Source organism: Saccharomonospora marina XMU15 (genome assembly GCF_000244955.1).
Lineage (GTDB): Bacteria > Actinomycetota > Actinomycetes > Mycobacteriales > Pseudonocardiaceae > Saccharomonospora_A > Saccharomonospora_A marina.
Map to the genome: position 1 here is coordinate 702777 of NZ_CM001439.1, position 14901 is coordinate 717677.

At 65.6% G+C, this 14901-nt stretch carries 14 protein-coding genes; 10 read left to right on the forward strand and 4 right to left on the reverse strand.

Annotated features, from left to right (window positions below):
- Window positions 1-72 precede the first annotated feature (72 nt).
- Entirely contained in the window at window positions 73-3984 is a 3912-nt protein-coding gene (locus SACMADRAFT_RS03340; protein WP_009152367.1) for a DNA-directed RNA polymerase subunit beta', read from the forward strand.
- Between the two features lie 286 nt (window positions 3985-4270).
- The gene (locus tag SACMADRAFT_RS03345) at window positions 4271-5008 is read left to right on the forward strand and encodes a D-Ala-D-Ala carboxypeptidase family metallohydrolase (protein ID WP_009152368.1); all 738 of its coding nucleotides are present in this window, start codon (window positions 4271-4273) and stop codon (window positions 5006-5008) included.
- A 65-nt stretch (window positions 5009-5073) separates the two neighbouring features.
- On the opposite strand, the gene SACMADRAFT_RS03350 is transcribed toward SACMADRAFT_RS03345, so the two are convergent.
- Genes SACMADRAFT_RS03350 through SACMADRAFT_RS03365 form a run of 4 tightly spaced genes read right to left on the reverse strand, consistent with a single transcriptional unit; the run spans window position 5074 to window position 7794 of the window.
- Window positions 5074-5727, reverse strand: coding sequence for a hypothetical protein (locus SACMADRAFT_RS03350; protein ID WP_009152369.1), 654 nt, complete (start codon window positions 5725-5727; stop codon window positions 5074-5076).
- 29 nt (window positions 5728-5756) lie between these two features.
- Entirely contained in the window at window positions 5757-6881 is a 1125-nt protein-coding gene (locus tag SACMADRAFT_RS03355; protein WP_009152370.1) for a WXG100 family type VII secretion target, read from the reverse strand.
- 20 nt (window positions 6882-6901) lie between these two features.
- A complete protein-coding gene (locus tag SACMADRAFT_RS03360) occupies window positions 6902-7222 on the reverse strand; it encodes a type VII secretion target (protein WP_009152371.1) in 321 nt (106 codons plus the stop codon).
- A complete protein-coding gene (locus tag SACMADRAFT_RS03365; RefSeq protein WP_009152372.1) occupies window positions 7222-7794 on the reverse strand; it encodes a YbaB/EbfC family nucleoid-associated protein in 573 nt (190 codons plus the stop codon). The genes SACMADRAFT_RS03360 and SACMADRAFT_RS03365 overlap by 1 nt, the downstream gene beginning before the upstream one ends.
- 404 nt (window positions 7795-8198) lie before the next feature.
- On the opposite strand from SACMADRAFT_RS03365, the gene rpsL reads away from it, so the two are divergent.
- From rpsL to rplW, 8 genes are all read left to right on the forward strand, one after another.
- Window positions 8199-8573 carry a 30S ribosomal protein S12 gene (gene rpsL, locus SACMADRAFT_RS03370; protein ID WP_003102113.1) on the forward strand — a complete coding sequence of 125 codons (375 nt, stop codon included), beginning with the start codon at window positions 8199-8201 and terminating at the stop codon, window positions 8571-8573.
- Complete coding sequence (gene rpsG, locus SACMADRAFT_RS03375) at window positions 8573-9043, forward strand: 30S ribosomal protein S7 (protein ID WP_009152373.1); 471 nt, start codon at window positions 8573-8575, stop codon at window positions 9041-9043. Before rpsL ends, rpsG begins: the two co-directional genes overlap by 1 nt.
- Before the next feature lie 75 nt (window positions 9044-9118).
- Window positions 9119-11218, forward strand: coding sequence for an elongation factor G (gene fusA, locus SACMADRAFT_RS03380; RefSeq protein WP_009152374.1), 2100 nt, complete (start codon window positions 9119-9121; stop codon window positions 11216-11218).
- Window positions 11219-11411: 193 nt separating this feature from the next.
- Entirely contained in the window at window positions 11412-12605 is a 1194-nt protein-coding gene (gene tuf / locus SACMADRAFT_RS03385; RefSeq protein WP_009152375.1) for an elongation factor Tu, read from the forward strand.
- Between the two features lie 317 nt (window positions 12606-12922).
- Window positions 12923-13228, forward strand: a complete 306-nt coding sequence (gene rpsJ / locus SACMADRAFT_RS03390) for a 30S ribosomal protein S10 (protein WP_003883485.1) — start codon at window positions 12923-12925, stop codon at window positions 13226-13228.
- A gap of 30 nt (window positions 13229-13258) precedes the next feature.
- Window positions 13259-13915: a 50S ribosomal protein L3 gene (rplC, locus tag SACMADRAFT_RS03395; RefSeq protein WP_009152376.1), complete on the forward strand. Its 657-nt coding sequence runs from the start codon at window positions 13259-13261 to the stop codon at window positions 13913-13915.
- Window positions 13912-14583 carry a 50S ribosomal protein L4 gene (gene rplD, locus SACMADRAFT_RS03400; RefSeq protein WP_009152377.1) on the forward strand — a complete coding sequence of 224 codons (672 nt, stop codon included), beginning with the start codon at window positions 13912-13914 and terminating at the stop codon, window positions 14581-14583. The genes rplC and rplD overlap by 4 nt, the downstream gene beginning before the upstream one ends.
- Window positions 14580-14891, forward strand: coding sequence for a 50S ribosomal protein L23 (rplW, locus tag SACMADRAFT_RS03405; protein WP_009152378.1), 312 nt, complete (start codon window positions 14580-14582; stop codon window positions 14889-14891). Before rplD ends, rplW begins: the two co-directional genes overlap by 4 nt.
- Window positions 14892-14901: the final 10 nt, after the last annotated feature.

The following is a 14901-nucleotide window of genomic DNA, read 5'->3' on the forward strand; positions in this document are numbered from 1 at the left end:
GTGTGCCTCCCGCGTGCCCCCGCCAGGTAGCCCAACCCCTCTAGCCGAATCAACCCAAGGGGATGCAAGGACGTGCTGGACGTCAATTTCTTCGATGAGCTCCGGATCGGTCTGGCCACCGCCGACGACATTCGCCAGTGGTCGTTCGGCGAGGTGAAGAAGCCGGAGACCATCAACTACCGCACACTCAAGCCGGAGAAGGACGGGCTCTTCTGCGAGAAGATCTTCGGACCCACCCGGGACTGGGAGTGCTACTGCGGCAAGTACAAGCGGGTCCGCTTCAAGGGCATCATCTGCGAGCGCTGCGGCGTCGAGGTGACCCGCGCGAAGGTCCGTCGTGAGCGGATGGGCCACATCGAGTTGGCCGCGCCCGTGACGCACATCTGGTACTTCAAGGGTGTGCCTTCGCGGCTGGGCTACCTGCTCGACCTGGCTCCGAAGGACCTCGAGAAGATCATCTACTTCGCGGCCTACGTGATCACCGGTGTGAACACGGAGCTGCGACACAACGACCAGCCGACACTGGAGAACGAGATCAGTGTCGAGCGCAAGAACATCGAGGCCAAGCGGGACGCCGACATCGAGGCGCGCGCGCAGAAGCTCGAAGCCGACCTTGCCGAGCTGGAGAACGAGGGCGCCAAGGCCGACGTTCGCCGCAAGGTCAAGGAGGGCGGCGAGCGCGAGATGCGTCAGATCCGCGACCGCGCTCAGCGCGAGTTGGACCGGCTGGAGGAGGTCTGGTCGACCTTCACCAAGCTCGAACCGCGCCAGCTCATCGTCGACGAGCAGCTCTACCGGGAGCTGGTCGACCGCTACGGTGAGTACTTCACCGGCGGCATGGGTGCGGAAGCCATCCAGAAGCTGGCCACCGAGTTCGATGTCGACGCGGAGGCCGAGTCGCTGCGGGAGACCATCCGCAACGGCAAGGGCCAGAAGAAGCTGCGGGCGCTGAAGCGGCTGAAGGTCGTCGCCGCGTTCCAGGCCACCGGCAACGACCCGCGCGGCATGGTGCTCGACGCCGTTCCGGTGATCCCGCCGGAGCTGCGCCCGATGGTGCAGCTCGACGGTGGCCGGTTCGCGACGTCCGACCTCAACGACCTGTACCGCCGTGTCATCAACCGCAACAACCGGCTCAAGCGGCTGATCGATCTCGGTGCGCCCGAGATCATCGTCAACAACGAGAAGCGGATGCTGCAGGAGGCCGTTGACGCGCTGTTCGACAACGGCAGGCGCGGCAGGCCGGTCACCGGCCCGGGGAACCGGCCGCTGAAGTCGCTGTCCGACCTGTTGAAGGGCAAGCAGGGCCGGTTCCGGCAGAACCTGCTCGGCAAGCGCGTCGACTACTCGGGCCGTTCGGTGATCATCGTCGGTCCGCAGCTGAAGCTGCACCAGTGCGGGCTGCCGAAGGACATGGCGCTGGAGCTGTTCAAGCCGTTCGTGATGAAGCGGCTCGTGGACCTCAACCACGCGCAGAACATCAAGTCCGCCAAGCGGATGGTGGAACGGGCGCGTCCACAGGTGTGGGACGTGCTTGAAGAGGTCATCAACGGCCACCCGGTGCTGCTCAACCGTGCTCCGACGCTGCACCGGCTCGGCATCCAGGCGTTCGAGCCGCAGCTGGTGGAAGGTAAGGCCATCCAGCTGCACCCGCTGGTCTGCGAGGCGTTCAACGCCGACTTCGACGGCGACCAGATGGCCGTGCACCTGCCGCTGTCGGCGGAGGCACAGGCCGAGGCGCGCATCCTGATGCTGTCGGCGAACAACATCCTCTCGCCCGCGTCGGGTCGTCCGCTGGCCATGCCGCGACTGGACATGGTGACGGGGCTGTTCCACCTGACGAGGCTGGACGAGAACGCCAAGGGCGCGGGCCAGTCGTTCTCCTCGTTCGCCGAGGCGGTGATGGCCTACGACATGAAGCAGGTCGGTCTGCACGCCCCCGTGAAGATCCGCATCCGCGACCGGCAGCCGCCGAAGGCCGAAGAGGCCAAGCTGCGTGAGAACGGTTGGGAGCCGGGGCAGCCGTGGCTGGCCGAGACCACGCTGGGCCGCGTGCTGTTCAACGAGTTGCTGCCCGCTGACTACCCGTTCGTGAACGAACCACTGCCGAAGAAGCGGCAGGCGGTCATCGTGAACGACCTCGCGGAGCGGTACTCGATGACGCAGGTCGCGCAGACGCTCGACCGGCTCAAGGACGCCGGGTTCCACTGGGCTACCCGTTCGGGTGTCACGGTGGCGATCTCCGACGTGCTGGTGCCACCGGAGAAGAAGGAGATCCTGGACCAGTACGAGGCCAGGGCGGCCCAGGTCGAGAAGCGCTACCAGCGCGGTCAGCTCTCGCACGCCGAGCGCAACAACGAACTGGTGAAGGTCTGGGGCCAGGCGACGGAGGACGTCGCGAAGGTCATGGAGGAGCACTTCCCCGAGGACAACCCGATCGCGATGATCGTGAAGTCCGGCGCGGCGGGCAACATGACGCAGGTCCGGTCGCTCGCCGGGATGCGTGGTCTGGTGTCCAACCCGAAGGGCGAGTACATCCCCAGGCCGATCAAGTCGAACTTCCGTGAGGGCCTGTCGGTGGCGGAGTACTTCATCGCCACGCACGGCGCGCGGAAGGGCCTGGCCGACACCGCGTTGCGGACCGCCGACTCGGGTTACCTGACCCGACGGCTGGTCGACGTGTCGCAGGACGTGATCGTCCGCGAGACCGACTGCGGCACCAGCCGCGGCATCAACATGACCATCGGCGAGAAGTTGCCCGACGGTCGTGTCGCGCGCGCCGAGCACGTGGAGACCAGCGTCTACGCCCGCAACCTCGCCGCCGACGCGGTGGACGAGCAGGGCAACGTCGTCCTCAACGCAGGCGACGACCTTGGTGACCCGGCGATCGAGCGGCTGGTCACCTCGGGCATCACCCGGGTGAAGGTGCGCAGCGTGCTTACCTGCGAGTCGGCAATGGGTGTGTGTGCCACTTGCTACGGACGGTCGATGGCGACGGGCAAGCTCGTTGATGTCGGCGAGGCCGTCGGTATCGTCGCTGCCCAGTCGATCGGTGAGCCGGGCACGCAGCTCACGATGCGTACCTTCCACCAGGGTGGTGTCGCAGGTGACGACATCACCACCGGTCTGCCTCGTGTCACCGAGTTGTTCGAGGCGAGGGTCCCGAAGGGCAAGGCGCCGATCGCCGACGTCGACGGCCGGGTGCGCATCGAGGAGAGCGAGCGGTTCTGGAAGATCACGCTCATCCCGGACGACGGCAGCGAGGAGATCATCTTCGACAAGCTGTCGAAGCGGCAGCGACTCGCGCTGGGCCCGGACGGTCCGCTGCAGGACGGCGATCACGTCAACGTGGGCCAGCCGTTGCTGGAGGGCACGCCCGACCCGCACGAGGTGCTGCGTGTGATGGGGCCGCGCGAGGCCCAGATGCACCTCGTGGACGAGGTGCAGAAGGTGTACCGGGCGCAGGGTGTGTCCATCCACGACAAGCACATCGAGGTCATCGTGCGGCAGATGCTGCGGCGCGTCACGATCATCGATTCCGGTGCGACCGAGTTCCTGCCGGGTGAGCTGCCGGAGCGCACGAGGTTCGAGCAGGTCAACCGGCAGGCAGTGGCCGAGGGCGGCGAGCCGGCCTCGGGTCGTCCGGTGCTGATGGGCATCACGAAGGCGTCGTTGACAACGGACTCGTGGCTGTCGGCGGCGTCGTTCCAGGAGACCACGCGAGTGCTTACCGACGCGGCTATCAACGGCCGCAGCGACAAGCTCGTGGGCCTCAAGGAGAACGTGATCATCGGAAAGCTGATCCCCGCGGGCACGGGTATCAACAGGTACCGCAACATCCAGGTGCAGCCGACCGAGGAGGCTCGGGTCGCCGCGTACGCGATCCCGTCCTACGACGACGGCTACTACACCCCGGACGTGTTCGGTACGGGTACCGGTGCGGCAGTGCCGTTGGACGACTACGACTTCGGTCGCGACTTCCGGTAACCGCTCCGGCTGCGGTAGCGCCAAGTCGCCCCGCGTCAGCAACAACGGGGGAGCCCCCGGCCACCAGGCCGGGGGCTCCCCCTTTTGCTCGCCCCTCACCGCGTTTTGCCCGCTAAACGCGCCCAGACCCCGCCCGTGGACCGCGTTTCGCGGGCAAAACGCGGTCTTGGCGGCCGCAAAGGTGATCGTTACTCGGGTTGATCTGGCAGTTGGTGAGTTGTTGACAGCTCGCGATCTGTTACACCAAGCTTCCTCATCGTCACTCGTTCGCGTGAGGAGGTTGTTGATGAAGAGACGTGTAACCGGGTTGCTCGCCGTGTTGCTGATCGCTGTCGTCACCAGTTTTGTGGGCGCTGTGGTCACGGCGGCGCCCGCGAAGGCCGATGGCTGTTACACCTGGAACCGAACGCTGTCGCAGGGCGCGTCCGGCGAGGATGTCCGCCAGCTTCAGATACGAGTCGCCGGCTACCCCGGATACGGCTCCGTGCTTGCACTCGACGGTTCGTACGGTCCCGCCACCAAGGCTGCGGTCACCCGGTTTCAGCAGGCGTACGGCCTCAGCGCAGACGGGGTCGCCGGCCCACAAACGTTCAACAAGATCTACGCGCTGCAGGACGACGACTGCACTCCCGTGAACTTCTCCTACGGTGAGTTGAACAACTGCAACTCCAACTGGTCGGGTGGTGCGGTCGGTGCTTCCACGGCGAAGGCCAACGCCTTGGTGTCGATGTGGAAGCTGCAAGCCATGCGACACGCACTTGGCGATCAGCCGATTCGGGTGACCAGCGGCTTCCGCAGCCATTCCTGCAACGACGCGGTTGGCGGAGCGCCCAACAGCCGCCACCTCTACGGCGACGCCGTGGACCTCGGGTCGGGTCCGCACTCGCTGTGCACGCTCGCCAGGCAGGCACGCAGCCACGGCTTCAACGGGATTCTCGGCCCCGGCTACCCGGGCCACAGCGACCACACCCACGTCGATCATCGCTCGAGCCGGTTCTGGTCGGCTTCCAGCTGCGGCATCTGATTGAGGCCGCATCCGCATGTCACGTTTCGCGGGCTAACCGTGGTCGGCGAACCACGGTTAGCCCGCTAAACGCGCGGGGCTCCCGGCTGGACCTCGTTCAACAGTTGGTCGAGGTGGTTCAGCAGGGCGCCCTTGCTGAGTTTGCGGTCCTTGCGTTCGGTGGAGATCATCCCTTGCCGACTGCGGAAGCCTTCGGGTGGTGTGTAAGCCCCTGAGGACAGATCCTTGAAGATCGGCTGTTCCCATTCGATGAACGCCGGGTACAGCGCCAGCCGCCAGTCGGTGATCGCATGGCGGCTGCCGGAGGTGAAGAAACCGCCATAGGGGTAGCGGTTCATGGCGATGCTCACCACGTAGTCGTAGCGCCAGGCCTTTCGGTATCCACCCGACGTTCCCGCACTGACCTTGATCCGAGTTCCCTGCTGGCGCGCGTGAAAGATATACCCGCGGTGTTCACCCAGCAGTTCGATGTCGGTTCCCGGCAGTGCCGTGGTCTCCCACGATTCAGGTGCGGCCGTCCCGTCCGGGCTCAGGTCGCCGTTCGTGCCCCTGCCGGTCTTCACCAGCCAACCGTGTTGCCGCGCCATGCGGCGGGCTCCGCCCCACCGGAAGATCATCCTGGGGATGAGTCGTTTCAGCCACCAGCCAAGCCCGAGTACGAGCAGGGCGAGGATCAACCATCCCCACACGTTGTCGGGCAGCCAGATTGCCGGGTCCATCGGTCCAACCTTCTCAGTCGTGAACTGGCTCAGATGTCCAGGTAGCCCTCGGTCTCACTCCTGGATTGGTCCGCACCCGTCTCGTCATACTCCCCGGCCTTCTGCGCGTTGCCGATGTTGCGAGCCGACTTCTCCGGCCCTGCGTTGGCACCCGTGCCGAGTCCTACCTGGGCGACGGCAGTATCCATCACGTTCTCGCCCACGGAGCGCGCGAACCCGGCCTGCACCCGCTCGCCGACCAAGCCGTTGCCGCTCATGAGCTTGACGATCGGGGACTTGCTGCCCGCCTCCAGCGCCATGTCCGCGAAGGCGCTGTCGAGCTTCTTGTAGTCCATGGCTTGTTTGAACCCGGTGCGCAGGTTGCCCATCCGGTTACGTAGCCCCCGCAGAAAATCCATGATCTTGTCGAAGAGCCTGCGCAGCTTGGCGATCGCCTGAGAGACCTTTCCTCCGGTGGTGGCCGCTCGTGCCGTGGTGGCCGTCCCGGCGGCCGCGGTCGAGGCGCCTGCCGTGGGAACGGCGGCGGCGAGGGCGGGTATCCAGATCATGATCAGCCAGGTGATGAACTCGGTGAGCAGCGCCTTGATGAAGTCCTCGATGACCGTCATCACCATGCTCGACATCTGCAGGAACTGGGCCAGTTCGCCTGCCTGCCCCGCGACGCCGTCGATGCCCTTGGCGAAGTCGGCGAGCTTGGTGCCCGCTGCTTCCGACGCCGCTCCTCCCCAGTTCTGCAGTGAGCTGGTGAGGTCGGCGTTGAACTTCTCGCGCAGCTTCTCCACGCCCTTGCCGATGGCGTCGAAGTTCTCCGCGGCCTGCGAAAGCGCAGGCCCGTCGCCGCTGACGAAGTGGATGGCGTCCTCGAGCGGTTGCACGACGCTGATCAGGAAGTTCAGGCCCTGGCTCACCAGCCATCCGATCGGGTCGGTGGCGATTCCCATCGCAGCGCCACCGAGGGACATGATCAGGCCTGAGCCTTCGGAGACCAGGCCGGACACTTCGGAGCTGGTGGCGCCGTCGGTCAGCTTGCCCCCGGCCTCGAACGCCTTCAGTGCGTTGCCGTAAACGGGTACGGCTTCGCGTGCTTTCGTGCCGGTGTCCTTTTCCCCAACCTTGATCTTGACGCCGCCTGCTTCGTGCTCTTCTTCAGCCATTGCGGTTTGATCCCCGTGTCCTATTTTCCGTCGATCTCGAACTTGACCCCGTTGAGCAGTTGTTTCACCGCGTCCTCGTGCTGCTGGTAGCCGTCCGCGGCCCTGGCGAACTTGTCAGCGGCCGACTGGAAACCGTCCTGCAGGCTGGTGAACAATTCCTTGAGATCGCCGAGCATCTCGGTGTAGTTGTCTTTGACGAACACGCCGACGATTCCCCACGATTTGTCGCCGACGTCGGCAGTGTCGACGAGTCCGGCTATCTCGCCTGCCGTTGCCTTCTGCCCCGCCAGCTTGCCCGAGTAGGTGCGCAGTTCCTCGGAATCGACGTTGAACCCGGTCATCAGCGGTCCTCCTCGTTGAACAGGTTCTGCAGGAACGCCTCGCCTGCCGAGCCGCCACCGGCACCGGGTGGCGGCCCCTGGGTGCTGCCGTCGGTGCCGGAGCTCAGCACCGTGCGCTGCGAGTAGTCGTCGTGGTACTCCTCCTCGGCAGTCGGCCTGCGGACGTCGTCGCCGTGCTGTGACCGAAGCTCCTCCACGGAGGTGCCGAACAGCTCTGCCTGAGCCTGGAGAACCTGCTCGCTGAGTTGGGTGTCATCACCGAGGTGCTCGTCGACGAGTCCGGCCTGCTTGCGCGCCGCCTCCGCCACGGCCTGCTGGAGGGTTGTGAGCAGCGCCGACGACAGCGCCTGTGGTTGCTGGCCGAGTGCCTGCTGCGTGAACTGGATGTCCTTGATGGCGCCGCCGGGACCGGCCACGACGGTGATCGAGCGGTCGGGGGAGGTGGCCGTCGCCTCGAGCGAAGCGATCTCGCTGCGCAGCTGACCGAGGTTGGCGAACCGATCGTCGACCTGCTTGATCTTGGATTGGAACTTCTCGAACTCCGCGACCAGTTGGTCGAACTCCGCTGACACGAGGGGCCTCCCGGGCTATGGTTGCTGCGACGGCCGGCTTGCTTTGCGGACTCATAATGGATCATCCCCACGCGCTCGTGGGCCGGAATCGGGTAAGCTGGTAGCCGCAGGCCATCCGTCCGTGGCTGCTTGGTGGGCCGAAAGCGACCCCCGATGTGGTAGCCATCAATGCGGGCGGGTATCTTTGACGACCGTGCCCGGCAGCTGTCGGGCTGCTCCGTGCGCCATCGGGCCACGTCCGGGTCTTCCCGGTTCGCCGTGTTGGCCAGGCGGAGCTCCACGGCAATCCCGATGGGAAGTTGAAGGGTCGCGAAGATCCTGACGCGGGCCGACACGCCCGACCTCGGGGACCGGGGAGACAAGCAGAGCTGTATAGCTGAAGGACGCGACAGAAAGCTGGTCCATTGCCCACGATCCAGCAGTTGGTCCGCAAGGGCCGCCAGGACAAGGCTGCCAAGCAGAAGACCGCGGCGCTCAAGGGGAGCCCGCAGCGTCGTGGTGTGTGCACGCGCGTGTACACGACCACGCCCAAGAAGCCGAACTCGGCGCTGCGCAAGGTCGCGCGTGTGAAGCTGACCAGCGGCATCGAGGTCACGGCCTACATTCCCGGCGAGGGTCACAACCTCCAGGAGCACTCGATGGTGCTCGTGCGTGGCGGGCGTGTGAAGGACCTGCCGGGCGTTCGCTACAAGATCATCCGCGGTTCGCTCGACACCCAGGGTGTGAAGAACCGCAAGCAGGCGCGCAGCCGGTACGGCGCGAAGAAGGAGAAGAGCTAATGCCCCGCAAGGGTCCGGCCCCGAAGCGGCCGCTGATCGCTGACCCGGTGTACGCATCTCCGCTCGTCACCCAGCTGGTGAACAAGGTGCTGACGGACGGGAAGCGTTCGCTCGCCGAGCGAATCGTCTACGGCGCGCTGGAAGGGGCTCGTGAGAAGACCGGCACCGACCCGGTCGTCACACTGAAGCGTGCGCTGGACAACGTGCGGCCCACCCTCGAGGTGAAGAGCCGCAGGGTTGGTGGCGCGACCTATCAGGTGCCCATCGAGGTCAAGCCAGGTCGATCGACCACCCTTGCGCTGCGCTGGATCGTCACCTTCGCGCGGCAGCGCCGCGAGAAGACCATGATCGAGCGCCTGCAGAACGAGCTGCTCGACGCGAGCAACGGCCTCGGGGCCAGCGTGAAGCGCCGCGAGGACACCCACAAGATGGCCGAGTCCAACAAGGCTTTTGCCCACTACCGCTGGTGAGCAACGAACACAGTCGCCCGGTCCGGGACGATCAGCCAATGCCGGGCCCCACGTTTGAGACAGGGGAACACTGAAGTGGCACGTGACGTGCTGACCGACCTGAGCAAGGTCCGCAACATCGGCATCATGGCCCACATCGACGCCGGTAAGACGACCACCACCGAGCGGATCCTGTTCTACACCGGGATCAACTACAAGATCGGCGAGGTGCACGACGGCGCCGCGACGATGGACTGGATGGAGGAGGAGCAGAAGCGGGGTATCACCATCACCTCGGCTGCTACCACCACCTTCTGGAACGACTACCAGATCAACATCATCGACACCCCCGGCCACGTCGACTTCACCGTCGAGGTGGAGCGCAACCTGCGCGTGCTCGACGGCGCGGTCGCCGTCTTCGACGGCAAGGAGGGTGTCGAGCCGCAGTCGGAGCAGGTTTGGCGTCAGGCCGACAAGTACGAGGTCCCCCGCATCTGTTTCGTCAACAAGATGGACAAGCTGGGCGCGGACTTCTACTTCACCGTGCGCACCATCGAGGAGCGCCTCGGCGCCCGCCCGCTCGTCATCCAGTTGCCGATCGGCGCGGAGAGCGAGTTCGAGGGTGTCATCGACCTCGTCCGCATGAAGGCGCTGACGTGGCGTGGCGACGTCAAGAAGGGCGAGGACTACGGGGTCGAGGACATCCCGGCCGCGCTCGCCGACAAGGCCGCCGAGTACCGCGACAAGCTGGTCGAGGCCGTCGCCGAGACCGACGACGAGCTGATGGAGAAGTACTTCGGTGGCGAGGAGCTGACCGAAGCCGAGATCAAGAACGGCATCCGCAAGCTCACCACCGAGCGCGCGGCCTACCCGGTGCTGGCCGGCTCGGCGTTCAAGAACAAGGGCGTGCAGCCCATGCTCGACGCCGTGATCGACTACCTGCCGTCGCCGCTGGACCTGCCGCCGGTGGAGGGGACGCTGACCGACGGCGAGACCGCTGTCACGCGCAAGCCGTCGGTTCAGGAACCGTTCTCCGCGCTCGCGTTCAAGATCGCTGCGCACCCGTTCTTCGGGAAGCTGACCTACATCCGGGTCTACTCGGGCAAGGTCGCCGCGGGCAGCCAGGTCGTCAACGCGACCAAGGAGCGCAAGGAGCGCATCGGCAAGATCTTCCAGATGCACTCCAACAAGGAGAACCCGGTCGATGAGGCGCAGGCGGGCCACATCTACGCCGTCATCGGGTTGAAGGACACCACCACGGGCGACACCCTCGCCGACCCGCAGAACCCGGTCGTGCTGGAGTCGATGACCTTCCCCGAGCCGGTCATCAAGGTCGCCATCGAGCCCAAGACCAAGGCGGACCAGGAGAAGCTTTCCACCGCGATCCAGAAGCTCGCCGAGGAGGACCCGACGTTCCGGGTCAGCCAGGACGAGGAGACCGGGCAGACGATCATCGAGGGCATGGGCGAGCTCCACCTCGAGGTGCTCGTCAACCGGATGAAGTCCGACTACAAGGTCGAGGCGAACATCGGTAAGCCCCAGGTTGCCTACCGTGAGACCGTCCGCAACACGGTCGAGAAGCTCGAGTACACCCACAAGAAGCAGACCGGTGGTTCCGGTCAGTTCGCGAAGGTGATCGTCAAGCTCGAGCCGCTGCAGACCACGGACGGCGCACTCTACGAGTTCGACAACAAGGTCACCGGTGGCCGCGTGCCGAGGGAGTACATCCCATCGGTGGACGCGGGTGCGCAGGACGCCATGCAGTACGGCGTGCTCGCCGGCTATCCGCTCGTCGGGTTGAAGTTCACCTTGTTGGACGGTGCGTACCACGAGGTCGACTCCTCGGAGATGGCCTTCAAGATCGCCGGTTCGATGGCGATGAAGGAGGCCGCGAGGAAGGCAGGCCCGGTACTGCTGGAGCCGATGATGGCGGTCGAGGTGACCACACCCGAGGACTACATGGGTGACGTCATCGGTGACCTGAACTCCCGCCGTGGCCAGATCCAGGCCATGGAGGAGAGGTCGGGCACGCGCGTCGTGAAGGCGCTCGTGCCGCTGTCGGAGATGTTCGGGTACGTGGGTGACCTGCGGTCGAAGACCCAGGGTCGCGCCAACTACACGATGCACTTCGACTCCTACGCGGAGGTTCCGGCGAACGTCGCGAAGGAGATCATCGCGAAGGCGACGGGGGAGTGAGCGCCCTAGGACGGGTACGGCGAACCCGGTGTCTTCACATCGGCACCGCGGCGGTGGGGGAGTAACAACCCTCAAAGCATCCAAAGCGGGCGCCAAGGGGCTGTTCCCCTGAAGGTCCGCACAACCGACCAGATCGAGTCGTAGATCGGCAGCCACGCCGGTCACGAGCAAGAAAGTCCAGGAGGACATTCCAGTGGCGAAGGCGAAGTTCGAGCGGAGCAAGCCGCACGTCAACATCGGAACCATCGGGCACGTCGACCACGGCAAGACCACTCTGACCGCGGCGATCACCAAGGTTCTCCACGAAAAGTTTCCCGAGCTGAACCAGTCGCGCGCGTTCGACCAGATCGACAACGCGCCCGAGGAGAAGCAGCGCGGTATCACGATCAACATCTCGCACGTCGAGTACCAGACCGACAAGCGTCACTACGCGCACGTCGACGCTCCGGGTCACGCCGACTACATCAAGAACATGATCACCGGTGCGGCCCAGATGGACGGCGCGATCCTCGTGGTGGCGGCCACCGACGGCCCGATGCCGCAGACCCGCGAGCACGTGCTGCTCGCCCGTCAGGTCGGTGTGCCCTACATCGTGGTGGCGCTGAACAAGGCCGACATGGTGGACGACGAGGAGATCCTCGAGCTCGTCGAGATGGAGGTCCGTGAGCTGCTGAGCGCTCAGGAGTTCCCCGGCGACGACGCTCCGGTGGTTCGCGTGTCCGGTCTGAAGGCGCTCGAGGGCGACGAGAAGTGGTCGCAGAGCGTGCTCGACCTCATGGAGGCCGTGGACGACAACATCCCGGACCCGGTGCGTGACACCGAGAAGCCGTTCCTGATGCCGATCGAGGACGTCTTCACGATCACCGGTCGCGGGACGGTCGTCACCGGCCGCATCGAGCGCGGTGAGATCAAGCTCAACGAAGAGGTCGAGATCGTCGGTATCCGGCCCGACTCGCGCAAGACCACGGTCACGAGCATCGAGATGTTCAACAAGATGCTGGACTACGGCCAGGCCGGTGACAACGCCGCCCTGCTGCTGCGTGGTGTGAAGCGCGAGGATGTCGAGCGCGGTCAGGTCGTCGTGAAGCCCGGCACCACCACGCCGCACACCGAGTTCGAGGGCCAGGTCTACATCCTGTCCAAGGACGAGGGTGGTCGGCACACGCCGTTCTTCAACAACTACCGCCCGCAGTTCTACTTCCGTACCACGGACGTCACCGGTGTTGTGACGCTGCCCGAGGGCACGGAAATGGTCATGCCCGGCGACAACACGCACATCACAGTGCAGCTGATCCAGCCGGTGGCCATGGACGAGGGGCTGCGGTTCGCCATCCGTGAGGGTGGCCGTACCGTTGGTGCCGGTCAGGTCACCAAGATCCTCAAGTAGGGCAGCGCACCCCCGGGTGCGAATGCCGGGTGTCCGTGTGGCATCCTGTTAAGGTTGCTCGACGCGGGGCGGCCGATTTCAACGGAACTGAGATCCAAGAAATCGGCCGCCCTGCCACGAGCGTCCTGGACTCACGGTCTTTTCCGTGGGTCGGGAGTGGCCGGCCATGCCGTCGGCCCTTCGAGATGTGACAGACCTAGCGGCACGACAACGATCCTGCGGGATCAGTCTGCGTAGTGGGCGCGACACGCCCGACCGCGTGGACCGGAGGCAAGTCGTTGACGTGCGGTAACAGCGGTACGAGACGGTAAGGAACCATGGCGGGACAGAAGATCCGCATCAGGCTCAAGGCCTACGACCACGAGGCGATCGACGCCAGCGCGCGCAAGATCGTCGAGACGGTGACGCGCACCGGCGCCTCGGTCGTCGGACCTGTGCCGCTGCCCACCGAGAAGAACGTTTACTGCGTCATCCGTTCGCCGCACAAGTACAAGGACTCGCGCGAGCACTTCGAGATGCGCACGCACAAGCGTCTGATCGACATCCTCGACCCGACGCCGAAGACGGTCGACGCGCTGATGCGCATCGACCTTCCGGCGAGCGTCGACGTCAACATCCAGTAAGCGTTGGTCGAGCGGCGGAGATAGAGACTCATGTCTGACAGGCAAGTGAAGGGCATTCTGGGCACCAAGCTCGGCATGACCCAGGTCTTCGACGAGAACAACCGGGTCGTACCGGTGACCGTCGTGCAGGCCGGGCCGAACGTGGTGACCCAGGTGCGCAACAAGGAGAAGGACGGCTACTCGGCCGTGCAACTCGCCTTCGGTGCCGTCGACCCGCGCAGGGTCAACAAGCCGAGGACGGGCCACTTCGAGAAGGCCGGTGTGACACCGCGGCGCTACGTCGCCGAGCTGCGCACGGTCGACGCCGAGTCCTACGAGGTCGGCCAGGAGATCACCGCGGAGGTGTTCCCGAGCGGTTCCGTGGTCGACGTGACCGGCACCAGCAAGGGCAAGGGCTATGCGGGTGTCATGAAGCGGCACGGCTTCTCCGGTCAGGGCGCCAGCCACGGTAACCAGGCCAAGCACCGCGCTCCCGGGTCGATCGGCGGCTGCGCCACCCCCGGCCGGGTGTTCAAGGGTCTGCGCATGGCGGGCCGGATGGGCAACAAGCGGGTGACGACGCAGGGCCTCACCGTGCACGCGGTGCGTCCCGAGGACGGCCTGCTGCTGATCAAAGGTGCGGTTCCCGGACCCAAGGGCGGGCTGATCTTCGTCCGCAGCGCCGCGAAGGGTGGTGTGACGCAGTGACCGCGACGGTGGAACTCAAGACCCCGGCAGGCAAGGCCGAGGGAACGGTCGAGCTTCCCGCCGAGATCTTCGACGTGCAGGCGAACATCCCGCTGATGCACCAGGTCGTCGTAGCGCAGCTGGCCGCGGCGAGGCAGGGCACGCACGACACGAAGACCAGGGGCGAGGTGCGCGGCGGTGGCCGCAAGCCGTACCGGCAGAAGGGCACCGGTCGTGCCAGGCAGGGTTCGGTTCGTGCACCGCAGTTCACCGGCGGCGGCACGGTTCACGGCCCGACGCCACGTGACTACACCCAGCGGACCCCGAAGAAGATGAAGGCGGCCGCGCTGCGCGGCGCCCTCTCCGACCGGGCACGCTCGGAGCAGCTGCACGTTGTCACGGAGCTGGTGTCGAGCGAGAAACCGTCCACGAAGGCAGCCAAGGCAGCGCTGGCCGCGGTGACGCAGGCCAAGCGCGTGCTCGTGGTCCTGCACCGCGACGAGGAGCTGAGCAGGCTCTCCTTGCGCAACCTGCCGAACGTGCACCTGCTGACCCCCGACCAGCTCAACACCTACGACGTTCTCGTCAACGACGACGTCGTGTTCACCAAGGCGGCGTTCGACGCGTTCCTCGCCGGCCCGAGCAGGGCGGGCAAGTCGGGCGATGCCGAAGGGAGTGACCAGGCATGAGCTCCGTGGCGATTCCCGACCCGCGTGACATCCTGATCGCGCCGGTGATCTCCGAGAAGTCGTACGGGCTGCTCGAGGACCACAAGTACACCTTTCTTGTTCGCCCCGACGCCAACAAGACCCAGATCAAGGTCGCGGTCGAGAAGGTCTTCGGCGTGAAGGTGATCAGCGTGAACACGCTGAACCGGCCGGGTAAGCGCAAGCGCACCCGGTACGGCTACGGCAAGCGCAAGGACACCAAGCGCGCCATTGTCACGCTCTCGGCCGAGAGCAAGCCGATCGAGATCTTCGGCGGACCCGCCGCGTAAGGGACTGAGA